The 22,796-nt window shown below is 63.0% G+C and carries 24 protein-coding genes; 9 read left to right on the forward strand and 15 right to left on the reverse strand.

Features of this window, described 5'->3' with window-relative positions:
- From JQ575_RS39785 to JQ575_RS39840, 12 genes are all read right to left on the reverse strand, one after another.
- A partial coding sequence (locus tag JQ575_RS39785; protein WP_249167212.1) for a ParB/Srx family N-terminal domain-containing protein occupies positions 1–643 on the reverse strand: 643 nt, incomplete at its 3' end.
- A gap of 540 nt (positions 644–1,183) precedes the next feature.
- Positions 1,184–1,489 carry an AzlD family protein gene (locus JQ575_RS39790; protein ID WP_212038631.1) on the reverse strand — a complete coding sequence of 102 codons (306 nt, stop codon included), beginning with the start codon at positions 1,487–1,489 and terminating at the stop codon, positions 1,184–1,186.
- Positions 1,482–2,198: an AzlC family ABC transporter permease gene (locus JQ575_RS39795; protein WP_212038632.1), complete on the reverse strand. Its 717-nt coding sequence runs from the start codon at positions 2,196–2,198 to the stop codon at positions 1,482–1,484. The genes JQ575_RS39790 and JQ575_RS39795 overlap by 8 nt, the downstream gene beginning before the upstream one ends.
- A gap of 89 nt (positions 2,199–2,287) precedes the next feature.
- Complete coding sequence (mdoH, locus tag JQ575_RS39800; protein WP_212038633.1) at positions 2,288–4,447, reverse strand: glucans biosynthesis glucosyltransferase MdoH; 2,160 nt, start codon at positions 4,445–4,447, stop codon at positions 2,288–2,290.
- The gene (locus tag JQ575_RS39805; RefSeq protein WP_312016104.1) at positions 4,435–5,943 is read right to left on the reverse strand and encodes a glucan biosynthesis protein G; all 1,509 of its coding nucleotides are present in this window, start codon (positions 5,941–5,943) and stop codon (positions 4,435–4,437) included. Before JQ575_RS39805 ends, mdoH begins: the two co-directional genes overlap by 13 nt.
- A 131-nt stretch (positions 5,944–6,074) precedes the next feature.
- Complete coding sequence (locus JQ575_RS39810; RefSeq protein ID WP_212038658.1) at positions 6,075–6,527, reverse strand: hypothetical protein; 453 nt, start codon at positions 6,525–6,527, stop codon at positions 6,075–6,077.
- A gap of 73 nt (positions 6,528–6,600) precedes the next feature.
- Positions 6,601–7,530: a glutathione S-transferase family protein gene (locus JQ575_RS39815; RefSeq protein ID WP_212038635.1), complete on the reverse strand. Its 930-nt coding sequence runs from the start codon at positions 7,528–7,530 to the stop codon at positions 6,601–6,603.
- Positions 7,527–9,236: an FAD-dependent oxidoreductase gene (locus JQ575_RS39820; protein ID WP_212038636.1), complete on the reverse strand. Its 1,710-nt coding sequence runs from the start codon at positions 9,234–9,236 to the stop codon at positions 7,527–7,529. The genes JQ575_RS39815 and JQ575_RS39820 overlap by 4 nt, the downstream gene beginning before the upstream one ends.
- Positions 9,237–9,514: 278 nt before the next feature.
- Complete coding sequence (locus JQ575_RS39825; protein WP_211993898.1) at positions 9,515–10,270, reverse strand: GntR family transcriptional regulator; 756 nt, start codon at positions 10,268–10,270, stop codon at positions 9,515–9,517.
- Positions 10,260–11,255 carry a Gfo/Idh/MocA family protein gene (locus tag JQ575_RS39830; RefSeq protein WP_212038637.1) on the reverse strand — a complete coding sequence of 332 codons (996 nt, stop codon included), beginning with the start codon at positions 11,253–11,255 and terminating at the stop codon, positions 10,260–10,262. The genes JQ575_RS39825 and JQ575_RS39830 overlap by 11 nt, the downstream gene beginning before the upstream one ends.
- Positions 11,252–12,145 (reverse strand): NAD(P)-dependent oxidoreductase, encoded by an 894-nt coding sequence (locus JQ575_RS39835; RefSeq protein WP_212038638.1) that lies wholly within the window; start codon positions 12,143–12,145, stop codon positions 11,252–11,254. Before JQ575_RS39835 ends, JQ575_RS39830 begins: the two co-directional genes overlap by 4 nt.
- Positions 12,146–12,160: 15 nt before the next feature.
- Positions 12,161–13,123: a tripartite tricarboxylate transporter substrate binding protein gene (locus tag JQ575_RS39840; protein ID WP_212038639.1), complete on the reverse strand. Its 963-nt coding sequence runs from the start codon at positions 13,121–13,123 to the stop codon at positions 12,161–12,163.
- 180 nt (positions 13,124–13,303) lie between these two features.
- Between JQ575_RS39840 and JQ575_RS39845 the strand changes: the two genes are divergently transcribed.
- Complete coding sequence (locus JQ575_RS39845) at positions 13,304–13,696, forward strand: carboxymuconolactone decarboxylase family protein (protein WP_212038640.1); 393 nt, start codon at positions 13,304–13,306, stop codon at positions 13,694–13,696.
- A gap of 14 nt (positions 13,697–13,710) precedes the next feature.
- Positions 13,711–14,601 (forward strand): amidohydrolase, encoded by an 891-nt coding sequence (locus JQ575_RS39850; protein WP_212038641.1) that lies wholly within the window; start codon positions 13,711–13,713, stop codon positions 14,599–14,601.
- Positions 14,602–14,631: 30 nt separating this feature from the next.
- On the opposite strand, the gene JQ575_RS39855 is transcribed toward JQ575_RS39850, so the two are convergent.
- Together JQ575_RS39855 and JQ575_RS39860 are read right to left on the reverse strand one after the other, a co-directional pair.
- Positions 14,632–14,961 (reverse strand): hypothetical protein, encoded by a 330-nt coding sequence (locus JQ575_RS39855; protein ID WP_249167213.1) that lies wholly within the window; start codon positions 14,959–14,961, stop codon positions 14,632–14,634.
- A 17-nt stretch (positions 14,962–14,978) separates the two neighbouring features.
- A complete protein-coding gene (locus tag JQ575_RS39860; protein ID WP_212038643.1) occupies positions 14,979–16,265 on the reverse strand; it encodes a sulfite oxidase in 1,287 nt (428 codons plus the stop codon).
- 240 nt (positions 16,266–16,505) lie between these two features.
- Between JQ575_RS39860 and JQ575_RS39865 the strand changes: the two genes are divergently transcribed.
- The 5 genes from JQ575_RS39865 (at position 16,506) to JQ575_RS39885 (ending at position 20,834) form a co-directional block, all read left to right on the forward strand.
- Positions 16,506–17,567: an amidohydrolase family protein gene (locus tag JQ575_RS39865; RefSeq protein WP_212038644.1), complete on the forward strand. Its 1,062-nt coding sequence runs from the start codon at positions 16,506–16,508 to the stop codon at positions 17,565–17,567.
- Between the two features lie 22 nt (positions 17,568–17,589).
- Positions 17,590–18,702 (forward strand): amidohydrolase family protein, encoded by a 1,113-nt coding sequence (locus JQ575_RS39870; RefSeq protein WP_212038645.1) that lies wholly within the window; start codon positions 17,590–17,592, stop codon positions 18,700–18,702.
- Between the two features lie 72 nt (positions 18,703–18,774).
- Positions 18,775–19,221 (forward strand): Rieske (2Fe-2S) protein, encoded by a 447-nt coding sequence (locus JQ575_RS39875; protein WP_212038646.1) that lies wholly within the window; start codon positions 18,775–18,777, stop codon positions 19,219–19,221.
- Positions 19,222–19,272: 51 nt separating this feature from the next.
- Positions 19,273–20,247 carry a quinone oxidoreductase gene (locus tag JQ575_RS39880; protein ID WP_212038647.1) on the forward strand — a complete coding sequence of 325 codons (975 nt, stop codon included), beginning with the start codon at positions 19,273–19,275 and terminating at the stop codon, positions 20,245–20,247.
- 269 nt (positions 20,248–20,516) lie between these two features.
- Positions 20,517–20,834, forward strand: coding sequence for a hypothetical protein (locus tag JQ575_RS39885; RefSeq protein ID WP_212038648.1), 318 nt, complete (start codon positions 20,517–20,519; stop codon positions 20,832–20,834).
- Between the two features lie 98 nt (positions 20,835–20,932).
- Here JQ575_RS39885 and JQ575_RS39890 read toward each other — a convergent pair whose 3' ends face one another.
- Positions 20,933–21,529, reverse strand: a complete 597-nt coding sequence (locus JQ575_RS39890) for a TetR/AcrR family transcriptional regulator (RefSeq protein WP_212038649.1) — start codon at positions 21,527–21,529, stop codon at positions 20,933–20,935.
- A 103-nt stretch (positions 21,530–21,632) separates the two neighbouring features.
- Here JQ575_RS39890 and JQ575_RS39895 point away from each other — a divergent pair, with 103 nt between their 5' ends.
- Positions 21,633–22,328 carry a PspA/IM30 family protein gene (locus JQ575_RS39895; RefSeq protein ID WP_212038650.1) on the forward strand — a complete coding sequence of 232 codons (696 nt, stop codon included), beginning with the start codon at positions 21,633–21,635 and terminating at the stop codon, positions 22,326–22,328.
- A 66-nt stretch (positions 22,329–22,394) separates the two neighbouring features.
- Entirely contained in the window at positions 22,395–22,670 is a 276-nt protein-coding gene (locus JQ575_RS39900; RefSeq protein WP_192740356.1) for a YiaA/YiaB family inner membrane protein, read from the forward strand.
- The last annotated feature ends 126 nt before the right edge of the window (positions 22,671–22,796 follow it).

Genomic DNA, 22,796 nt, shown 5'->3' on the forward strand with positions numbered 1-22,796 from the left:
CAGAGACATGTCCTTTGATCGGCACGTTCCAGGGTGGATCGGTGAACAGCATTTGAGCGTGCTCGTCTCCGAGTAGCGCGTCGCCGCAGACAATCCGGTGCTGATCCAACACCCAAATATCGCCAGGCTTGGTAATCGGCCGGTACTGTTGATCAATCCTCGGTATCTCGTCTTCTTCATCGTCAGCTGAGGGGCGGAGCCGGACGTCGAGCTCAGCCATCTCGAATCCGCTGATCTGAAGGTCGATGTTTGTGTCCAGCGTGAGCACGTCCGAGAATTCCAGCTTCAGGGTGTCGTCATCCCAGCTGGAGTCTTCGCCAAGCCGATTGAGCGCCAGCCGAAGCAGGCGAAGTTTGGCTTCGTCCAGGTCCGTAATGGTCACCGCGGGAACCTGAGCTAAGCCCAGTTTCCGAGCCGCCAGGACAAGGCCCCAGCCGGCAACAACCTGGCAATCGAGGTCGATGATAATGGGAAGAACGAAGCCGAACTCGGCCAGGCTCCCTGCGAGCTTGTCGAGTTGGCGGCGAGGGTGCCGGCGGGTCTCTCGACCGAGCGGCTTCAGTTTTTCGGTGCAGACAAGGACTGATGTAAGGTCACGGGAAACAGCGTAACCGTTTTGGTGTACTGGACGAGGTTTCCGCATCGCGGCCCCCTAGTAGGCTGTACTGATTGTCGGCGCACATGCGCCACGCCTCCTGGGGTTTAAGATGCCAGCCCGAATCGCAACTGGGGCCTTGGCTTCCGTAACCGCAGTTCAACGCACGCTGACTAAAATTTCATTAAAGAAGAATCGGTGCGGTGAGCTCTCCACGTGTCTCCAACGTTTTGGGTCCTGTTCTCGGAAATGTGATCCCTGATATCGGCAATCGTTTCCCTGATAATTGCGACAGGGAAATTCGAGTAAACTACTGTGGAAGCGCGGTCTTTTGCTCTAGGGGAAGCTCGTTTAGCAGCCGAAATTAATAAAAATCCCTGTATGTTCCCTGTTAATAGGGAATTTGCCGGCGGAGACTGGTTTGTAACTGACTGCGCGCACCACCAGCCTTCGCTCGCTTCGCGAGCTACGGCTGGGCAAGCCGGAACGTATCCTATCGTAGCGAAGCGAGTGAAGGCTGCCACCCCGAAGCCCCTTTGGCGTAGGCGGGCTTGGCGCCGCGATCTCCGCCTCCACCGCCACTCATCCCTACATCCCCAAATTCTTCACCACCGCCGCCACTGCCGCGCCGACCAGCATGGCGCTGAGCGCGCTGCGGGTGACGGCGGCGACGACCGCGGCCGCTGCGACGGCCATCCAGATCCGCGGTGCCGCGGCCAGCGTTGTCGGGACGACGATCGCAATCAGAACCGATACCGCCATGTATTTGAGGAAGGCCTCGATGCGCGGCGTGATTTTGACGTAAGACATGATCCAGACGCCGCCGACCCGCGTCGCCATGGTGATCAATGTGAGCAGCAGGACGGCGGCAACCGCCGCAACCGTATCAACCATGGCGCCAGGTTCCGACGATCCCGCCGGCAAGGGCGCCCGCGATGATGTGCCAGCCCGGCGGCAGAACATAGGTCCCGATTACGGCAACCGCCGCCGCCGCAAGCCACGGATACAGGTCCTTGGCTCCCTTCCATTGGCCGACGACGACGGCCGCGAAATACGTCACCATGACCGCGTCGAAGCCGAAGCGGGTGAGATCGCCGAGAAATGAGCCTGCGAGGGCGCCGACCGCGGTGCTGGCGATCCATATCAGCCACATCGCGATCCCGCTGCCGAACAGAATGCCGGCGTCGATTTCTCCCCGCTCGCGGGCGGACATGGCGTACGCAAAGCTGCCGTCGCTGAGCCCGATCAGCGCCGCCAGCCGCCCCTTGATCGGGATCTGCAGCAGCCACGGCGCGAGCGCCGCGCCGAGGAGGATGTGCCGGGCGTTGACGGCCAGCACCGTGAGCGCCAGCGTCGCCAGCGGCAAGGGGGCGTACCAGAGATCCAGCAGCGCGAATTGCGAGGCGCCTGCATAGATCGCGATGCTCATCAGGATGCTGACTTCCGGCGCGATGCCCTTTGCGGAAGCGGCGACGCCAAACGCGATCCCGAACGGGATGATGAACACGGCGATCGGTGCGATTTCAACGCAGCCACGCCACACGCCTTTCGCGGTGAAGCGTGGAATTTGTGCCGGTTCGGTTACCGTCGTTTGCTCCGCCATGCGGCTATTTGAAAGCGAAGCGCTGGTTTGGTCAATCGGGTCGGCGCCGTTGCGGTGTATCAATCCTCCACTGCAACCAGTCCTATCCTTCAATCTCTGCGCGGCTCATTGGTCGTCTGTCGCAAATCCAGCAGCGCGCCAAGAACAGCCGGCGAATGCAGGGCGGCAAATGTCTCGCGTGGGCTGAGGAATGTGGCCGCCTCGTCGAAGGTTTCGGCATCCTCGATCTTGGCGCGCGCGATCGCGAGATGCGGATCGACCTCACCGCGATTCCGCGGCCTTGGGCCGGATAGATTGTCGAGATGCGCCTCGCGCAGGTCGGCGTCACGGCGGAGTTCGAGAAGCGGGCAGGAAACCGCCCGGTGCGAGGCGCTGGCCAGTTCGTTGGCCCGCAGCAAGACCTGCGGTGGCGAGGTCTCCTCCGGTGTCTTGAACAGGCTGGAAGCAGCGCCTGCGCTGGCCGAGGAAGACAGCGTGGCAAGCGGAATGGCAAGCAGGAGGCCGAGAATGACCGGCATCATCCATAGCAGCAGCGGCAACGACACCGCGTAGGCGCTGATGGCCATCGCGACGCCAAAGAATGTCGGAACCGAATATTTGCGAAGCGTATCCTTACGCGACGCCATGCCGTCGTCGCGGCGTTGAACCTGCCATCCGGCATCGCGCCCCAGCAGGATCTCTCCGACCGCGGACGATTGGAAGATCATCATCACCGGCGCCGTCAGGCCTGAAAGGAATGTCTCGGCGATAATCCCCGCAAGGACCCGAAAGCCGCCGCCGAACTTTCTTCGCTCATCACGATGGGTGAGCATGACGATATAGGCAAGCAGTTTGGGCAGAATCAGCATGCCCATCGTGGCGACGAACACCCAGGCCGCCAGGATCGGGTCCTGCGCGGGCCATGTCGGAAACAGCGAAAACCCCTTCGGAAAATATTCGGGCCTGACAAACTGCGCCTGCAACGAGACCAGGATTCCGAGTCCCAGAAAGATGAACCAGAGCGGCGCCGTCAGGTAAGACCCGATCCCGGTCAGGAGATGGAGCCGCGAGACCCAGTGCAGGCCGCGCGACGGCAGTACCGCCAGATGTTGCAGATTGCCCTGACACCATCGCCGGTCGCGGACGGCAAAATCCAGCAGCGATGGCGGGCATTCCTCGTAACTGCCGCCGAGCGTGGGCGCCATATGGATGGCCCAGCCGCCACGGCGCATGAACGCAGCCTCGATGAAGTCATGGCTGAGGATGTGCCCGCCGAACGGCTTGCGGCCCCTCAGCTCGGGAAGCGCGGCGTAGCGGGCGAAAGCGCTGACGCGGATGATGGCGTTATGGCCCCAGTAATTTCCTTCGGATCCATGCCACCAGGCAATTCCGGCGGCGATCAACGGACCGTACAGCCGCCCGGCAAACTGCTGCCACCGCGCGAACAGGGTTCTGGCGTTGACCACGATCGGCAGCGTCTGGATCAGCGCAACGTGTCGGTGTTGCTCCATCGCAGCGACCAGCCGCACGATGGTGTCCCCCGTCATCAGGCTGTCTGCATCCAGAATAAGCATGCATTCATAGTCGGAGCCGAACCGCCTGACCCAATCCTCGATATTGCCGGATTTGCGCGCGGTGTTTTCCGGACGGTGACGATAGAAAATCCTGGCTGCCGGCCCGGCTTCATGTCGGAGTTGAATAAAACACTTTTCCTCGGCGATCCAGATCGCGGGGTCGGTCGTGTCACTCAGAACGAACCAGTCGAACTTCGGAGCGTATCCAGTTTGCTCGACCGATTCGCAGATGGCGCGCAGCCGGGCCAGAACGCGATAGGGATCCTCATTGTAGGTGGGCAACAACATCGCGGTCCGGCTTTCGATCGCCGGCAGCGCGGCGCTGGCATCGATGCCGAGTTCGTCCTTGCGTCGAAACAGCAGCACGAAGAAACCAGCAATCGCCGACGTGAAGGAAAAGGCAATCCATGCAAACAACAGCACGAACAGCACGAGGATCATCCACTCCAGGATCGTCACGCCTCCGACCTGGAGCACCTGGTACATTTCGTAGCAGCCGGCCAGGGTAAGCAAGACGGTGCCGGCAAGGATGCATGCGCGCCTGGGCCATGCCCGCGCAAATTTCGAAGCCTGAACTTGCGGCTGGAGCGGCCGCAGCTGAAGCATCATCTCCATCGGCGCTTCACGGGGCAGGAATTGGTTCGGTGGCGGATCGCCGCGCTGAAGCGATCCCTGGACTTTCGCTAGGGTGTCCATCGATATACCCAAACCTCCGATACCGGCTCGTTCTCCTGCATCAGCGACGCGCGTATCTCGACGGGATTCTTCTCCTTCAGGAGTTCAAAACTCAAACGCCAGCCGCCGGTGGCCGGATTCGGCTGGGTGACGATGTTCTGGATCTTGGCCTTCTCCGCGGTCACAACGCCCCGCAGGGTCTTTGGGTCGACGGACTTCAACCTGTCGCCGATCAGGTCCAGCACGAACAGCGTCGCGTTATCGCCTCTTGCGCCGATGCCGGTTCGGGAAAACCGCGCCAGCGGGGTCGATTTCGGAACGTCCGGGCCCCAGTTCAGCCGATAGGTGTAGGTGTGTTCGCCCTTGGCCTGCAAAGCGGCCTTGGGTTGCCAAAAGCTCGCAATATTATCGTGTACTTCTTCCCTGGTCGGAATTTCGATCAGCTTGACCGAACCTTCGCCCCAGTCTCCGATTGGCTCCGCCCACAGACTTGGCCGCCGCTCGAAACCGGATTCGAGGTCCTGGTAGGCGACAAAATCCCTCTGGCGCTGCATCAACCCGAAGCCATTCGGGTTAAGGTCGGCGAAGGCACTGATCTGAAGATCCGTGGGATTGTGAAGCGGCCGCCAAAGCTCCTCGCCGCGGCCGTTGGCCACGAACAGCCCGTCGGAATCATGCACGGATGGCCGGAAGTCGTCGACGTCCTTGCGGTCGTTCGGTCCGAAGAAGAACATGCTTGTCATCGGCATCAGGCCGGCACGCTCCAGATCCACTCTTGGATAGATCGCCATTTCCACGTCGAAGACGGTGGAGTCGCCGGGCCGGATGGTGAAGCGATAGGCCGCCGCCGTGCTTTCGCTGTCGAGCAAGGCGTGCACGACAATAGATTTGGCGTTGGCGGCCGGCTTCTCGATCCAGAATGCCTTGAACGACGGAAACTCTTCGCCCTTGGCTTCGCCGGTGTTGATCGCAAGCCCGCGCGCCGACAGCCCGTACAATTGGCCCTTTGCGACGGCCCGGAAATAACTCGCGCCGAGAAAGACACAAACCTCGTCATAATATTCTGATTTGTTGATCGGCGCATGAAGCCGAAAGCCGGCAAAGCCGAGATCGACACCCGCACCGGGCGGCGTCAGCTTGCCGAATGAAAAAAGGTCGGGCTGATAGGCGATCTTCGCCGCCTGGCCGTCCTTCACCTCGAAGATATCGACCCGGTTGGCGTAGAAAAATCCGCGATGAAAGAACTGCGCTTCGAAAGGCAGCTTTTCGCCGCGCCAGAGCGCGCGTTCCGGCAAAAACCGTATCGCACGGTAACGATCGTAATCCAGATCCTTCAGATTATCCGGCAGCTTGTTGTCGGGCGCCTTGAACGCTTTGCCGGCCAGATCACGCGCCATTTGCCGCACAAGGGACCGGTCGAACGGCACCGGCTGCGCGCGCACGGAGGTCAGGAGTCCTGGCGCCGCCATCGATACGAGCGGCAAGGCGGAAGCTGCGAGGAAGTGTCTGCGGTTCACAAAATCACTCGTGGTTATTGGCGACGAGTGAGCAACGCAGTGCAGCATCAGGGGTTCCTGCCCCAGGAACTCTATTGCCATTTTTTCCCGATTAGCCCGGAATTTAAGCACCTGCCGCGCGAACGTGAATGCTAGTTGGCCAATGTGTGGCTTATTCGGGTGACCACGCGATCCCATTGCCGTTTTTCCGCGGCGGGATAATTGATCATGACGCAATTCATGTAGCCGGCCGAACGGTTACAGCGGTTGTACCAAATCCGGTCGTTGCGGATGCTGGACACGACGAAGAAATTCGGCGTCACCCTTTTGTAGACGATGCCGGGCGGCGGATTCTTCTTCGCCAGAAACGCCGCGGGCGATTCGTTCTCGGGATTTGCAACCGATTGGACGGTCAAATCATCGTCGGTGTAGAAACGCCGCCCGGTTCCACCATCCGGCAGTTCGGCATCCTTGCTGAAAATCGTCACCGGAATTTCGACGTTGGTTCCGGTGCTGGGGATTACATACCTCTGCCACTCGGCGCCGGCCGCCAGGACGGCCGCCGGAAGGAGAACGAGAGCAAGAGCCGTGAACAGGCGGAACATGCGCACCAGGAGATCTCCGGTTCGATCGAACCACAATCGACCCGATCAGCATTCGTTCCATTCGGTCCGCAAATCAGGCGGACGACACCACATACCCAAGCCGCGGAAAGTGAACGACGACCTCGCCGAGAACAGGATCGCGCCTGCGGATGGCGATGTGATGAACCGATAGCGAGACGATCTCGCCCTCGATCGGCGTCTTGACCGGCTCATCGGCCGAAACCTTCACGACGTCGCCGATCCTCCGGCCTTCGACATCGCGCGTCGCCTCCGGTGCGCGGGCTTCGGGTGTGGCTTTCGCCGCAATGGTGAGCGCGTCCTGTCCCGAAAGTTCGGTGCGGGTGCCGTGGCCTAGGATGCGGACCCGCTGCTCCCAGTCGCGCAGCCGCGGAAATTCGGCCAGCAGTTCGTCGGCGAGTTCAGGCAGATTCGAGCGAACGTACCAGATGTTCATGTAGCAGCCGGCATCGGCGAGGCTGAATTCGCCGAGCAGGAACTTGCCGCCGTGCGCGAGCTGCGCCTCGATCAGCGCCGCCTGGCTGCGAAACTGGTCGCGATGATGCGGCAATGCTGCCGCCATCGCCTTCACGTCGAACGGCGCGCCGCGCAATCTGGTCCGGTCGTCGATGAAGTCCTGCGGGACCTTATCGCCGAGCGAGCCGAACACCAGGAACACGGCGCTGCCGAAGAAGATGCGATCGGTCCACAAGCCCGTCATGTCAGGCACGCCGCCATTGCCGCCCGGAAACAGCGTCGGCTCGGGAAAGCGCCGCTCGATCTCGCGCTGGATGATCCGGGTGTCGCAGAAAATATCGGCGCCGATCTGCATAACAGGCGTGCGGCGATAGCCGCCGGTCAGCGGCACAAGGTCCGGCTTCGGCATGATGCGCGGGATCAGCACCGACTGCCAGGCGATCTGCTTGAAGCCGAAGATGATGCGGATCTTCTCCGAGAAGGGCGAGGCCTCGAAATGATGCAAAATGGGTGAATGAGAGTCCGTCATGCCGCTTGCCCCGCGATGTGCCGCCCCGCGATATAGCCGAACGTCAGCGCCGGCCCCAGCGTGATGCCGGCTCCGGGATAATTGCCGCCCATGATGCTCGCCATGTCGTTGCCGACCGCGTAGAGACCCGCGATCGGCTGGCCGTCGGCATCGAGCGCTTGCGCGTTGGCGTCGGTCCGGATGCCGGCATAGGTGCCGAGATCGCCGATCACCATCTTGATCGCATAGAACGGCCCGTCCTTGATCGGCGCGATGCAGGGGTTGGGGCCGTGCAGCGCATCGCCCTGGTAGCGGTTATAGGCGCGCGAGCCCTTTCCGAATGCCGGGTCCTGTCCGTCGGCGGCGCCCTTGTTGAACTGCGCGACCGTCGCCTCGAGCCCCCTGGCGTCGATGCCGGCCTGCGCGGCGAGTTCGGCCAGCGTCGCGCCGCGCTTGAGATAGCCGGTGCGCAAGTGATGGCCGAGCGGCATCGGAAACGGCGGCACGCAGCCGAGACCGTATTTGCGCAAGGCGCGATGATCGCACAGCAGGAACGCCGCGATCTCCTCGCCGGGTTTTGCAACCTTCATCATGGCCTGCACGAAGTCGTGGTAGGAATTGCCTTCATTGGCAAAGCGCATGCCTTCACGCGTCACCGCGATCACGCCGGGTTTGGCGCGGTCGATGAAATGCGGCATCACGCCCTTGCTGCCGTCCTTTCGCGTGGTGATCGAGACCGGCACCCAGGCCGCGGCGTTGGGCAATGAATCCTCGGCGCGGCCGCCGGCGGATTCCGCCAGCCGCAAGCCGTCACCGGTGTTGCCGGTAGGGCCGGGCGAATAATGCTCGTTGCCGGTGGGCGCGTGCGGGAACATCGCCTTGCGCCTCGCCACATCATGCGGAAAGCCGCCGCAGGCGAGGATGACGCCGCGCTTTGCATTGATGCGAATCTTGCGCCCGTCGCGCTCGACGATGGCGCCACGAACCGCGCCGTTGTCGCTGATCAGTTCGCGCACGGGTGACGACAGCCATAACGGGACCTTCAAATCGAACGCCGATTTGGCGAGCCGTCCGGCCAGCGCATTGCCGTTGGTGAGGTTCATACCGCGGCCATGGCGGATCACGTCGACGAGGTGCTTCGAGAGCCGCTTGGCGACAAACAGCGCCGAGGTCAGCGACTTGGTCGCGCGCATGAAATGGACGATCTCCTTGCCGGAGCCCAGCATCATGCCGAACACGGTGAGTTCGGGCAGGGGGCTGCCGATATCCTTGAGGTGCTCGCCGAGTTCACGGCCGTCGAACGGCCGCGTCACCATCGAGCGGCCGCCCTGCGTGCCGCCGGGCGCCTCGGCGTGATAATCCGGAAAGGTCAGCGGCATGTCGAAACGCACCGCGGTCTTGGTGGTGAAGAAATCCACCGCTTCGGGACCGGAGGTCAGAAACGCATCGACGCGGGCGGCATCGTAGGAATTTCCGGCCTCATGCCGCAGATAGGTCCGCGCCTGATCTGGACTCTCGACAATGCCCCAGTTGCGCGCCAGCGAGGTGCCGGGAATCCACAGCCAGCCGCCGGAACGCGCGGTGGTGCCGCCAAAGCGCGGCTCCTTCTCGACCACCAGCACCTTGAGCCCCTGATGCCCCGCGGTGACCGCCGCCGACAGGCCGGCACAACCCGAGCCGACTACCAGCACGTCGCATTGATAGGTTTCTTGTTCGTTGCCCGCCACGCGATCTCCCCGCGATCTGATTTTGGAAATTTAAGCAAGTTTCGGCGCCGCTGTCTTCACCTCGCCCCGCTTGCGGGGAGAGCATAGGCCGCCTCCGGCGGCCGTCCTTAGAGAACGCCGAGGCGAAGCCTCGGCTATGGCGCATAGCGCGGCGGGTGAGGGGGTACAGGTCTATCGATAGACCACGGTGGCGGAGAGAGCCCCTCACCCCAACCCTCTAAGAGCGAGCTTCGCTAGTCTCGACCCCGTAAGAACGGGGAGAGGGAGAAGAGGCAGCCCTACACCTTCGGCCGCAGCGAGCGCTGCATGTCCATGGTGTAGGTGTACCGTCCCTCCGGATGCGTGGTGACGGTGACCTCGAACAGTTCCTCGCGCAGGCCGTAGTAACGGCGCACCATCGTCAGCGCGGGTGAACCGGCCTTGACCCCGAGCGCCTTTGCCAGTTTCGCCGGCATGCCGCGCGCGAACACTTCCAGCTGCGCATATTCGATGGTCTCGCCGAACATCTTTGCGATCTGCTCATGCACCGGGCTGCGGCCATGATCGCGCCGCTTCACCACGCCGGCGAACTTCCGCAGCACATAGATTTCGACCCATCCCAGCGGATCCGCAAATTCATCGGAGCGGCGGATCGCCTCGATCAAAAACCAGTGCTTGCCGGGCTCGCATTTCAGCAGGGCCGCGAGGTTGCGGTCGGCGACAACATCACTGGAGCCCACCACCTGGCGATAGGTCTCGTTGGAATATCGCAGCCATTCATTGAGCGATTTGACGCTGTGCGTGAACAATACCGGCGGCTCGGCCGCGATCACCACCGAGCCGAGTCCGGCCCGCCGCACGATGAGGCCCTGCTCGGTGACGATCCGCAGCGCCTCGCGCACGGTCTGGCGGCTGGCGCCGAAGCGCGCCATCAATTCGGTCTCGGTCGGCAGCAATTCGCCGACCGGCGTCGAGCCGAGCCGGATTTCCTTCTGCAGCTCGGCGGCGATGTCGCGATAGCGCGCCGATTTGCGTGGTTCTTTTTTAGCGGCCATGTTGACCGGCATTTTCTTGAAGGCATTGCACGGGCAGGCCGGATTTCATCGATTGCAGCGCCGCCTCGAACGCCGACAAGGTCGCCAGCACCTCCGCTTCCCGCACCGGGAATGCACCCTTGTTCTCGATGCTGCCTGCAAAGGCGTCGAGCTCGGCGCGCAGCTCGTCTGTCGCGGGGTAGGTAAGCCGCTGTGGCGCCGCGCCGCTCTTTCGCAGGATCATGGTCGTTTCATCCAGCACCTCGGCGGAGCCGTCCGTTCCGAACAGGTGTATGCGCCAGTAGAACGGCGTTGCCCGCACGGTGGCAAGGGTGCCGGTGACGCCATTGACAAAATCCAGCGCCACGACCGCCGTATCCAGCGGCGGCGGGCCGGTCTCGCGCTGACGCAGCCGGGCATAGACCCGTTCCACCGGCCCCATCATGCTGACGAAGGCGTCGAGCACATGCAGGCCTGCGCCGGTGAAGCCGCCGCCGGGCGATTCCTCCGGCGATAGCCGCCATCCGCTGGTGATTTTCTGCGAGTTTTCGTTGCTGTTGTGACCCTCGACGTGAAGGATTGTCCCGAGCTGGCCGCTCGCCAGCGTTTCGTGCAGGGCGCGGATCGATGGCCAGAACCGCCGGTTGTGGCCGACGGCCAGCATGACCCCGGCCTCGCGGCAGGCGCCGAACATCCGCGCCGCGTCGGCACGCGTCAGCGCCAGCGGCTTCTCGCAAAAAACCTGCTTGCGCGCGGCCGCGCAGGCGATCACCTGCGCCGGATGCAGCGAATGCGGCGTCGCCAGCAGGACCGCGCCGATCGTGTCATCGGCCAGGACCGCATCGAGATCGGCGGTCAGTTCGAGATCGTGCTGGCTGCAAAATTCCTGCGCCGCCTTGATGTCCGGCTCGACGGCGCGGACGATCTTCAGCCGCGGATGGCCGCTGGCGGCTTCGACCAGATTGCGGCCCCAGCGGCCGAGACCGGCAATGGCGGCACGGATCATCGCAACACCCCAGCTGGGGCTGATGGCCGCCGGATCGCCTCGATGACCGCGGCGCTGTCGCGCTCCGGCCCTTCGAGCGCGATCGCCGCGCGCAAAAGTTCGGCCTGGGTGGTGGTGAGGGGCAGATGCATGCCGCATCGCCCGGCTTCCTCGATGATCAATTCGGCATCCTTCAATGTCTGCGCGATATGTGACTGCGGCCGATAGTCCCGCGTCAACATCTTCTCGCCCTTGGCGTCCATCACTCGGGAATAGGCGGCCGATTGCCGCGCCGCTGCCAGGAAGGCGTATCCGTCCAGCCCCATGCGCTCGGCGAATGCGATTCCCTCGGCCAGGGCCGCGCGGTTGTTCTGCAGGATCAGATTGATCGCGAGCTTGGCCCGGCTGGCGTCGCCGATCGCGCCGACGCGGAGGCTGCGCGGGCAGAGAATATTCAGGAGTTCGCCGGCGTGGTCGATGACGCCGTCGTCGCCGGCCAGCAACGCCGTGGCGGTGCCGTCGAGCACCTCGGTGCTGGTGCCGGATATCGGTGCCTCCACCAGCGGCAGCCCGGCGCCTGATGCGCGCGCGGCAATCCGGATGATCTCGCGGGGGCCGCAGGTCGTGGTGCAGATCACGACCGGCCGCGCGGCGCCGGCGCCATCGTCGATTTCATCGAACAATGCCTCGACCTGTTCGCCGCTATAGACGGCGACGATGATTGTTCGGCAACGCCCGGCGAGTTCACGCACCGAATTCGCGACCATGCCGCCGCTGGCCTTGAACATTTTGCATCGCACCGGATCGATATCGAAACCAACCAGCGGGATCTTCGCGTCGATCAGCCGCGCCGACAGCGCCATGCCCATCAGGCCGAGGCCGACGATCCCGACCGGCGCGTCCGTTGTCATGCTGTCATCCCGGGCCTATTTGGCTTCGATGCCGGCCGCCTTGGCATCCGCCGTCCATCGCGTGATTTCGCTGGCGATGAATGCGCCAAATTCGGCCGGCGGCATCGTGGCAACGACCATGCCGAGGCTCGCGAGCCTTTCGCGCACCGCCGGCGTCGACAGGATTTTCTGGGTTGCGGTGTAGAGCCGGTTGACGACCGGCTCCGGCGTCTTCGCAGGCGCCAGCAGCCCGTACCAGATCGTCGCCTCGAAGCCCGGCATGGCATCGGCGAGCGGAGGCAGGTCCGGCGTCAGTTCGTTCCGCTTCGGCGACGTCACGCCGATGCCGCGCAGCGTGCCGCCCTGCATTTGCGGGATCGCGACCGAGAAATCCGCAAACGCCAGATCGATCACGCCCGAGATCACGTCGGTGACCGCCAGCGGCACGCCGCGATACGACGCCGAGAGGATCGTCATGCCGCCCCGGCTTTGCAATTGCGCATTCGATATCTGCGAGGCGCCGGAGCCGTAGCCCGCGGTCAGGTTCGGACGGCTCTTGGCGTATTCCATGAACTCTTTGAGATCCTTGGCCGGGAAGTCCGGCTTCACCAGCAGCACCATCGCTGTCGTGATGGTGCGGATGACAGGTGCAAAATCCTTGGCCGGATCGTAGGGCAGGGTTTTGAACATCGCGACGTTGCTGGCCTGGGTGGTGTTGGTTCCCATCAACAGGGTGTAGCCGTCAGGCGTGCTGCGCGCGACTTCCTGCGCGCCGAGACTGCCGAGCGCGCCGCTGCGATTCTCGATCACGACCGTCTGCCCAAGATCCTCCTGCAGGCGCTGGCCGATCAGGCGCGCAACCTGGTCGGGTCCGGCGCCGGCGGGAAACGGCACGATGATCTTGATCTGCCGCGTCGGATATTCGTCCGCGGCGCTGGCCTGCGGTCCCGACAGTCCGAGCAGGACCAGACCGGCGAGAATGCGTAATCGCAGCTTCATCCTGTTTCCTCCAGCCATCATCGGCGAAATCTCTTTACGGATTTCTGTTCTGGATTTATACGGACAAATAAATATGGTGCAAGAGACGGTAGCCTGAAATGGCTATTTTACGGATCCAGCCGTTCACGAAATGACCGTATAAATCAGGTCAGATTGCCAACGCCGCGTGGGGAGTTCGAATTGGACACCAGTGAACTGTACGCCCGCGGCCTGCGCCGGCGCAAAAAGCTGTTCGGCGAGGCCGATGTCGCCGAGCGCATGTCTGCGGCAGGTGAATTCGGCGCGCCGCTGCAGACCATCATCAATGCCTATGTCTATGGCGACGTCTGGGAACGGCCGGCGCTCTCCGACGGCGTCCGCAGCCTGGTGATGCTCGGCATGATGGCTGCGAGCAACAAGCCCGCCGAGTTCCGCGTCCACGCCAAGGGGGCGCTGGCGAACGGCTGCACCGCGGCGCAGGTGCAGGACGTGCTGCTGATGGTGGCGATGTATTGCGGCGTGCCCGCCGCGATCGAGCCGACGCGTATCGCCGCCGACATCTTCGGCGAGGCCGCCCCCGCATCGAAGCCTTAAAGCAGACCCGTTCCATGAAATCGATCCCGACTGTCGACGCGCACCATCATGTCTGGCGCCTGAATGATCTGCCCTGGCTGTCCGGACCGCCTGTGCCGCGCATTTTTGGACCTTACCAGCCGATCTGCCGCGACTACTCGATCTACGAATACCGCAGCGACATCATGGACTGCGAGATCGTCAAATCGATCTATGTCCAGACCAACTGGCCGGCGGGACGAAGCTACGACGAGGCGCGGTGGGTTCAGTCGATTGCGGATACTGCCGGCTGGCCGCACGCCAATGTCGCCCATGCCGATCTGGCCGATCCCGACGCCGGCACGCTGCTCGAGCGTCTGGCGGCGTTGCCGGCGACACGGGGCATCCGGCAGCAATTGCATTGGCATGAGAACGCGCAATACCGCTTCGCGCCGCGTCCCGATGTCATGAACGATGCGGACTGGCGCCGCGGCCTTGGCCTGCTGGCCGATCACGGCCTGCTGTTCGAACTGCAGATCTTCGCTTCGCACATGATGGATGGCGCGAAGCTGGCGCGGTCGTTCCCGGACATCGTGTTCGTGCTCGAACATGCCGGCATGCTGGAAGACATGTCGGCGTCGGGTTGGCAGCACTGGCGCGACGGCATGGCAGCGTTGGCGCAATGCCCGAATGTCAACGTCAAGCTCTCCGGGCTCGGCACCTTCGTTCACGCCTGCCGCGCCGAATTGATCGGTCCGATCGTCAAGGAAACGGTCGCGATGTTCGGCGCGGACCGCTGTTTCTACGGCAGCAATTTTCCGATCGAAAAGCTCTGGACCGATTACGGCACGCTGTACCGCACCTTCCGGAGCGCCATCGCGCATCTCTCAGATGCCGAACAGGCCGCCATCCTGCATGACACGGCAAGCCGGCTGTACCGGATTTGACGGGCCCGTGCTCGCTGGGCAGCAAACGCCTTACTTGGCAAACGGGTTCTGCCAGCCGCCGCGTGCGGCCGGCGCGCGCGGCGGATAGGCAGCTTCGAGATAACCCAGCACCACGGCGCGATCCTTGTCGTCGAGTGGCGGCATGTTGTGACGCCTGATCATCAGGTTGATCGATTCCTCCCACTGCGCGCGCGTCAAACCCTGCTGGGCCACGAGCTTGAAGCCATGGCAGGCGGTGCAGGCATAGAAGGTCTCGTCGCGGCCGGCCCCGGCGGCAAATTCCTCCGGGCTTTCGTCACGCGGCGTGAAGGCGGTCTGGGCGATCGCCGGCGTCATCCACAGCAATGCGGCGAGAGCCATTCCCAAAGCTCGCAGCATCAGCCCACCAGCACCGCGATCCGGTGCATGGCGTTGCCGCCATAACCTTGCGGATTCCAGAAACCGGCCTGGTGCGGCTGCATCGTTCCCTTTGCATCGGTCGCACGGGTCCAGATTTCGAAATAGCCGTCGGAAGTCAGCTTCACGCTCGCGGTCCAGCGCTGCCAGTCGTATTTGTTCTTCGGCTTTTCCAGTTTTGCCCGCTGCCAGCTCGCACCAAAGTCGGTCGAGACGTCGATCTGCTTGACCGTGAGATCGCCGGCCCATGATGCGCCGCGCAGTTTCAGTTCCTTCGTCCCGGCGGCGAACTTGGCGCCGTTCGCCGGGCTGGTGATGACAGAGCGAGCCGGCATCGATTCCAGGATCCGGAAGTTTGCAGGGTCGCCCTTGTCGCCGGGGATCATCGGCTTGATCGGAACGCGATAGGAAAACTCGGTCATTCCCGGCCCGTCATGTTCCTTGTCGCGGATGGTGATCTTGGTCAGCCATTTCTGCGATGCCGAGCCGGGCCAGCCCGGAACTATCAGGCGCACCGGCCCGCCATGGATGTTCGGCAGCGGCTGGCCGTTCATGGCCCATACGATCAGCGTGTTCGGATCCATCGCCTTTTCGATCCGCACGCCGCGCGAGATCGTCGGCTTGGTTGCGTCACCAGACAGATGCAAATCGGCCGCATAATGCGCGGTGTATTTTGCGCTGGGCTTCAGCCCCGCGCTCTTGAGCACTTCGGCGAGCGGCACGCCGGTCCATTCGGCGCAGCCGACCCCGCCATTGCTCCACTGGTTGCCGCGCGCCGGCGGCGAGAATGCCCCGCGGCCGTTGCCGCCGCACTCCAGCACGATGCGCCGCGTCACCGCCTTGTATTTCGTCTTCAACTCGCCGAGCGTGATCTCGATCTTGTTGTTGACCTCGCCGTCGATGGTGATTTTCCAGGCGTCGGGATTCTTCGTCTCTTCGGGCAGCTGTCCGTTGTTGCGGATGAAGAACTTCTCGATCGGCGTGGTGTCGTCGTCGAGCAGGCTCTCCGGCGTCTCCGCCACCAGCGGCTTGTCGCCGAGCAGGATGAGCTTGTCATTCTTGCCGGGGAATTTCAGATATTGCGGCCCCTTCGGCGGGGCGGCCGCGGGCGCCGCGGCTTGTGCATGGGCGGCGGGAATGTCGGCGCCGCCGCCGGAAATGCCGAGGGTGACTCCGAAGGCAGCAAGACCCGTGCTCCCTAAGAATCTGCGCCGGTCGATCTGCATGCTGTTCTCGCAACTAGCGGCCTTCCGCTCCGTATGCGTCATAACGTTTCTCCCCCGGTCTCTGTTTCTTGCGGGTTCAGCCGGAATCTTTCCCGGCCCGCTTGAGACGAGTATTTGCGCTTTGCTGCCGTGCCGCAAGGCCACGAATATCGCTCGGTATGCGTCCATCCAAGGTCTGCCACCCGGTCGGTTTCCACGTTCGACCCTTGCGCAGCCAGCACATCGGCGGCACATTTGCGGGGCGACGCACTCGTTGCCAATAAAGACACTCAAGGAAACGCCATGGCGGCCACGCGGATCGACTGCGACATCCATCCCGCGGTGGGCGGAACCCGCACCACGCTGCTGCCCTATCTCGATGATCACTGGAAAGAGCAGGTCGTCAGCCGCGCCATCGACGGCCTCGATCTCAATTCCTATCCGCCGAGCATGCCGTTGTCCGGCCGCGCCGACTGGCGCCCTGCGACGGGCAAGCCCGGCAGCGACCTCGCGATGGTGCAGCGCGGTGCGTTCGACCAGCTCGGCGCCAGCCACGCGATCTGCAATGTGTTGTACGGTGCGCAAGCGGTATTCGATCCCTATATGGCGGCCGCGTTCTGCAAGGCGATCAACGACTGGATCGCGGCCGAATGGCTCTCGAAGGACAAGCGGCTGCGCGCCTCGATCGTGGTGCCGATGCAGGCGCCGGATCTCGCGGTCGAGGAAATCGAGCGGCTCGCGGGTGATCAGCGTTTTGTCTCCGTTCTGGTGCTGGCGCAGGGCGATCAGTTGCTCGGCAAGCGTCACTTTTGGCCGGTGTATCAGGCCGCCGAGAAACACAAGCTGCCGATCGCGATCCATGCCGGCAGCCAGTACCGGGGCGCGCCGAGTTCGATCGGCTGGCCCTCCTACCGCTACGAGTACTATCTGATGGAGGCGCAGGCGTTTCAGGCCCAGATACTGAGTCTGGTCTATGAGGGCGTGTTCGGCAAATTCCCCGGCCTCAAGGTGGTGCTGATGGAGTCGGGCGTCAGCTGGCTGCCCGCCTTCATGTGGCGCGCCAACAAGACCTGGCGCGGCGTCCGCGTCGAGGTGCCCTGGGTCGAGCGCGAACCGGCCTCGATCATCCGCGACCATTTTCGCGTGACGATGCAGCCGTTCGACGGCCCGCCGGATGCGGCAGGCGTCGCCGATATCATCGAGCAGATCGGTTCCGACAAGATGTTCCTGTTTGCGTCCGACTATCCGCACTGGCAGTTCGACGGCAATGACGCGATGCCGCCGCATCTGCCGGCCAGTATCATTTCGCGCATGTGCGCCGACAATCCGCTGGAAACCTTTCCGCGGCTGAAGCTTGCGGCTTGAACTACTTTATGAGGAGGATCGCATGAGCGACGTCATCGACCGCCCGATTCTGGAACAGGAAGTCGCCGCCAAGAGCCGGCTGCGCATCATCGATTGCGACGTGCATCCGAGCATCCATGCGCACACTGACCTGGACCAGTTCATGACGAAGCGCTGGCAACAGCATTTCAGGGAATATGGCAGCCATCTACGCACGCCCTATATCGGCACCACGCCCTATCCGCGCTCCTCACCCTTGATTGCGCGGCGTGATGCGTGGCCGCCGACCGGCGGGCCGCCGGGATCCGATCTCGCCTTCATGCAGAAGCAGCACCTCGATCCCCTCGATGTCGAGTACGGTATTTTGCAGGTGCTCGACCTCTTCATCTTCTCGCAGCAGAACCTCGAATTCGGCGCCGCGATCCAGCGCGCCATCAACGACTGGCAGCTCGCCTTCTGGTCCGATCGCGATCCGCGCTTGAAAGCCTCGATCCTCGCCGGCCAGGACGACACGGCGCTCGCGATCGCCGAGATCGAACGCTGCGCCAAGACCGGCCGCTATGTGCAGATCAACGTCTGCCCGCGCGCCAACGAACCGCTGGGACGGCGCCGCTATTGGCTGATCTATGAGCGCGCGCAGGAGCTCGGTCTGCCGCTCGGCATCCACGTCGGCGGCTATGGCGGGCACGCGCCGACCGGCGGCGGCTGGCCGTCTTATTATGCCGAGGAGCACCAGAGCAACGCGCATACGATGGCATCGATGCTCTGCAGCCTCGTGCTGGAAGGCATCCCTGAGCGTTTCCCCAACCTGAAGATCGTATTTATCGAAGGCGGCTTCGGCTGGATCCCGCCGGCCATGTGGCGGATGGATCGGCATTTCGAGGCCTTCCGCAGCGAGGTGCCGCATCTGAAGCGCAAGCCGTCGGAATATGTGAAGGAGCATTTCTGGTTCACGACGCAGCCGATCGACGAGCCGGACGAGGCAAAACATTTGCGCTCGCTGATCGATTGGGTCGGCGTCGATCGCCTGCTGTTCTCGTCGGATTACCCGCATTGGGACTTCGACGATCCGCGCTTCGCGTTCAGGACGCCGCTGTCGGAGGTCGAGCGCCAGAAGATTTTCTCGAGCAATGCGCGCGGGGTGTACAAACTATAGCAGTAGTGTTTTCAAGCGAACTGGATACCGGTTCGCGTGAAGAAAACGCGTCAACGAAAGAATATGCGAAGCATGACCCGGCACATCGTCGCCCGCACGTCAGACATCCCGCCCGGCGGCAACAAGGTCTTTGGCGTCGAAGGCCGCGACATCGTCGTGTTCCACGTCAACGGCGAGTTCTTTGCGCTGCTCAATCGCTGTCCGCACGCTGGTGCGCCGCTGGAGAAGGCGGCGTGCGTGGCGCGGTTGACCTCGCCGGAGCCCGGTGTCTATCAGCGCTCGCGCGTCGGCGAGCTGCTGCGCTGCGCCTGGCACGGCTGGGAATTCGACATGCGCAACGGGCAATCCTACTTCGATCCGAAGCGCGTCAAGATCCGCTCCTATCCGGTTGCGATCGAAAGCGGCGAAGAGCTTACGCAAGAACTTGCCAAAGGTCTTGAAGACCTCGAGAAGGGCCCTTACGTGGCCGAGACGTTCGCGGTTCATGTCGAGGACAGCTACGTCATCATCGAGACCTGAGCCGCCGCAACATTTTTCTCTTTTCATCCCACCCGAAGGAAGAAGCATCCTATGACGCACGCCATCCGTTTTCACAAGACCGGCGGTCCCGAGGTTCTGGTCTGGGAGGAAGTCCAGGTCGGCAAGCCCGGACCGGGCGAGGCGCGCATCCGCCACACCGCCGTCGGTTTGAACTTTGTCGACATCTACAACCGCTCGGGGGTCTATCCCCAACAACTGCCGAGCGGGCTCGGCAGCGAGGGCGCCGGCGTGGTCGAGGAAGTCGGCAGCGGCGTCACCGATCTGAAGCCCGGTGATCGCGTGGCCTATGGCGCTTCGCCGCTCGGCGCCTATTCCGAGGCGCGGCTGATTCCGGCCGATCGGTTGCTGAAGCTGCCCGATGGCATCGATGACAAGACCGCGGCCGCGATGATGCTGAAGGGCCTGACCACGCAATACCTGATCCGCCAGACCTATCGCGTCAAATCCGGCGATACCATCCTGCTGCATGCCGCCGCCGGCGGCGTCGGCCTGATCCTCGGCCAGTGGGCCAAGCATCTCGGCGCCACCGTGATCGGCACCGTCGGCAGCGAGGAGAAGGCGAAGCTCGCGCAAGCCCATGGTTGCGCGCATACGATCATTTACACCAAGGAGGATTTCGTAAAACGCGTCGACGAAATCACCGGCGGCGCCAAGGTGCCGGTGGTTTATGATTCCGTCGGCAAGGACACGTTCCTGAAATCGCTCGATTGTCTTGCGCCGCTCGGCGTCGCCGCGCTGTTCGGCGCGGCCTCCGGCCCGGTCGAACCGCTCAACCTCGGCCTGCTGGCTGCGAAGGGATCGCTCTACGTCACCCGCCCGACGCTGTTCACCTACGCCGCCAAGCGCGAGAATCTCGTGGCGATGGCAAACGAACTGTTCGAAGTCGTGAAATCAGGCGCGGTCAAGATCGAGGTGCGCCAGACCTATCCGCTGAAAGACGCGGCCAAGGCTCATGCTGACCTCGCCGCGCGCAAGACCACGGGGTCGACGGTTCTGACGGTGTGAGGAGCGCGTAGGGTGGGCAAAGGCGCGCAAGCGCCGTGCCCGTTTTCCGTCATGGCCGGGCTTGACCCGGCCATCCACGTCTTTCTTGCTTGAGTGCAGCAAAGACGTGGATGCCCGGCACAAGGCCGGGCATGACAGCGTTCCTTATGGCTGCTGCGCTTCGCTCGCAGCGCATTCGATAAAAATTTACTAAAATCCGGCTCCACCTCCGCACCGCCCTTCAACGCCTCCTGTGTATCTCTGGCTTACGAGAAACTCAGGGGGCTGAGATGGCGGATGTCTGGATAGTCGGCGGCTTGATGGCGGGGGCGTTCGTGTCGCCGTTGTATTTCCTCGTGATGCGGTGGCTCACCAGATCGCAGCGCGCCACTTTCTTTGCCCTGATCGGCGCGCTGCTGCTGGCGATTTCGGTCCAGATCTACAACAGCTCGATCGCGGGCCATGATTTGCCGCTGGCTGATATCCTGGCGAAGTTGTCGTTTCTGGCGCTGACGATGGGCTGGTTCGTGTGCGGCCTGTTCCATGCGCTTGCCTCCCTTGGACTTGCGTGGGCGCCGCAGGCGATGCCGGCTGAATTGCGAGGCTAGAGCGTTTTCGAGCGAAGTGGATACCGGTTCGCGTCAAGAAAACGCGTCAAACTAGGAATCTAGAGCCCCGTTCCGATTTGATCGGAACGGATATGGCTCTAGGTCAATCCCTTCACCATCGCCCGCACGATCACCGCGATCTCCGCGCGCAGCGCCTCGACCGGCACCGCGATCAGCTTCTGTTCGAGGCCGAGCAGCACCATGCCGTGCACGGCGGAGAAAAGACTGCGCGCCGTGACGCCGAGTTCTGCGGCCGATCGCGACGGCAGCAGTGCCGCGAGCGGCTGGAAGATGTGACGAAACAGATCCATCTGCTCGCTGACGGCCCACTCCGGAATAGGTTTGCCCGGCGTCATGCGGTGTTCGAACAGCGCGCGCCAGAGTTCGAGATTTTCGGCGGCGAAATCGCAATAGGCGACCGCAATGCGCACCAGCGACTCGGTCGGCGAGGGGGGACCCGCGCTTTCGGCCTCGCTCAGCGCGGCATCGAGCCGCCGCAGCGTGCGCGATCCCACCAGCAGGACCAGTTCGTCCATATCGTCGACCAGATTGTAGACCGCCCCATTGGCACAGCCGATTTCCCGCGCCAGTTCCCGCGTCTTCAGGGCCCCCAAACCGCCCGCGGAAATGCTCCTTTCCGCCGCCAGGATCAAATCTTCGCGTAATTTAGCTCGTCTTTCCAGTGCCTTAGACATTTCTCTCATCTTTCTTGAGCGATGCTCAAAATAGTTCTTGAGCAATGCTCAAGATGTGCTACAACTGATTCATGAGCACTGCTCATAACACAGGGAGCTGCAAATGTTCAAAACTGTTTTGACGCTTTTCCGGGGCAGCGTGGCTGCGGCGGGAGAAGAACTGGAAGACCGCTCGGCACTTCTGATCCTCGACCAGCAGATGCGCGACGCCGCTGCGGCCGTCGAGCGCTCCAAGCGGACACTGGCGCTGGCGATCGCCGGCGATCAGCAGGAGGGCCGCCGGCTCGACGCCACCAACACCCGGATCGCCGATCTCGAAGTGCGGACCACCGCGGCGCTTGATGCCGGCCGGGAAGATCTCGCCCGCGAGGCCGCGCAAGCCATCGCCAATCTCGAAGCCGACCGCGACGCCGCCATGACCGCACGCACGCTGTTCGCGTCCGAAATCACGCGGATGAAGCGCCAGGTCGCCGGTGCGGAGTCCCGGATCACAGAGCTCGATCGTGGCCGCCGCATCGCCCGTGCTTCGGAAGCGGTTCGCGCCATGCGCCGCGGCGGGGTGGAGGCGACGCGCCCTTACGAATCCACGCTGCCGGAAGCGGAGCGGACCCTGAAGCGTCTGCGCGAACGGCAGATGGAAGCCCAGGCCGCCGACGAAGCCCTGATCGAACTCGACGCCGCCTCAGGACCTTTGGCGACCGCCGAAAAGCTCGCCGAACAGGGCTTTGGCCCGCGACTGAAAACGACCGCTGACGACGTGCTCGCGCGGCTGAACGCCAAGCGCACGCAAACGACCTGAACTTACTTTGTGAACCGACCCTTTGATTAACATCCAACCTCAATCGTCCACACACAGGAGATTATCATGAACCAGAATGTCCAACCCCACAGCAATGCCTGGGTCACCTTCACCTATGTTTCGTTCGCCGCCTCCGTCTTCATGGTCGCCGTCGGCCTGTTCTACCTGCCGATCGATCTCTGGATGAAGGGCTATCTCACGATGGGCATCATCATGATGGTCCAGTGCTGCGTCACCCTGACCAAGACCGTCCGTGACATGCACGAAAGCGGCAAGCTGGTGAACCGCATCGAAGATGCGAAAGCCGAGCGCCTGCTGATGGAAGTTTCGAAGGCCGCGTAAACCTGTGGCGCGTGCTGGCGAAGGCGGGCGGCGGGTGTTTCGACATCCGCCGTCCGTTTCTCCGGGGCGCGCTCCGGCCCATCACCGATCGCGTTAAAGCGCCATCCCGCGCGAACTCCAATTTAC

It is taken from the genome of Bradyrhizobium sp. JYMT SZCCT0428 (genome assembly GCF_018131075.1).
Taxonomy (GTDB): domain Bacteria; phylum Pseudomonadota; class Alphaproteobacteria; order Rhizobiales; family Xanthobacteraceae; genus Bradyrhizobium.

Bases quoted from the DNA above. Each gene is read 5' to 3' on its own strand.
- JQ575_RS39855 (WP_249167213.1), bottom strand. From the start codon at position 14,961: ATGGCTCTCGCCGCATTGCTGTGGATGACGCCGGCGATCGCCCAGACC.
- JQ575_RS39880 (WP_212038647.1), top strand. From the start codon at position 19,273: ATGACGCACGCCATCCGTTTTCACAAGACCGGCGGTCCCGAGGTTCTG.
- JQ575_RS39885 (WP_212038648.1), top strand. From the start codon at position 20,517: ATGGCGGATGTCTGGATAGTCGGCGGCTTGATGGCGGGGGCGTTCGTG.
- JQ575_RS39795 (WP_212038632.1), bottom strand. From the start codon at position 2,198: ATGGCGGAGCAAACGACGGTAACCGAACCGGCACAAATTCCACGCTTC.
- JQ575_RS39825 (WP_211993898.1), bottom strand. From the start codon at position 10,270: ATGGCCGCTAAAAAAGAACCACGCAAATCGGCGCGCTATCGCGACATC.
- JQ575_RS39890 (WP_212038649.1), bottom strand. From the start codon at position 21,529: ATGTCTAAGGCACTGGAAAGACGAGCTAAATTACGCGAAGATTTGATC.
- JQ575_RS39865 (WP_212038644.1), top strand. From the start codon at position 16,506: ATGGCGGCCACGCGGATCGACTGCGACATCCATCCCGCGGTGGGCGGA.
- JQ575_RS39875 (WP_212038646.1), top strand. From the start codon at position 18,775: ATGACCCGGCACATCGTCGCCCGCACGTCAGACATCCCGCCCGGCGGC.
- mdoH (WP_212038633.1), bottom strand. From the start codon at position 4,447: ATGGACACCCTAGCGAAAGTCCAGGGATCGCTTCAGCGCGGCGATCCG.
- JQ575_RS39895 (WP_212038650.1), top strand. From the start codon at position 21,633: ATGTTCAAAACTGTTTTGACGCTTTTCCGGGGCAGCGTGGCTGCGGCG.
- JQ575_RS39850 (WP_212038641.1), top strand. From the start codon at position 13,711: ATGAAATCGATCCCGACTGTCGACGCGCACCATCATGTCTGGCGCCTG.
- JQ575_RS39835 (WP_212038638.1), bottom strand. From the start codon at position 12,145: ATGACAACGGACGCGCCGGTCGGGATCGTCGGCCTCGGCCTGATGGGC.
- JQ575_RS39870 (WP_212038645.1), top strand. From the start codon at position 17,590: ATGAGCGACGTCATCGACCGCCCGATTCTGGAACAGGAAGTCGCCGCC.
- JQ575_RS39840 (WP_212038639.1), bottom strand. From the start codon at position 13,123: ATGAAGCTGCGATTACGCATTCTCGCCGGTCTGGTCCTGCTCGGACTG.
- JQ575_RS39830 (WP_212038637.1), bottom strand. From the start codon at position 11,255: ATGATCCGTGCCGCCATTGCCGGTCTCGGCCGCTGGGGCCGCAATCTG.
- JQ575_RS39860 (WP_212038643.1), bottom strand. From the start codon at position 16,265: ATGACGCATACGGAGCGGAAGGCCGCTAGTTGCGAGAACAGCATGCAG.
- JQ575_RS39815 (WP_212038635.1), bottom strand. From the start codon at position 7,530: ATGACGGACTCTCATTCACCCATTTTGCATCATTTCGAGGCCTCGCCC.
- JQ575_RS39790 (WP_212038631.1), bottom strand. From the start codon at position 1,489: ATGGTTGATACGGTTGCGGCGGTTGCCGCCGTCCTGCTGCTCACATTG.
- JQ575_RS39900 (WP_192740356.1), top strand. From the start codon at position 22,395: ATGAACCAGAATGTCCAACCCCACAGCAATGCCTGGGTCACCTTCACC.
- JQ575_RS39810 (WP_212038658.1), bottom strand. From the start codon at position 6,527: ATGTTCCGCCTGTTCACGGCTCTTGCTCTCGTTCTCCTTCCGGCGGCC.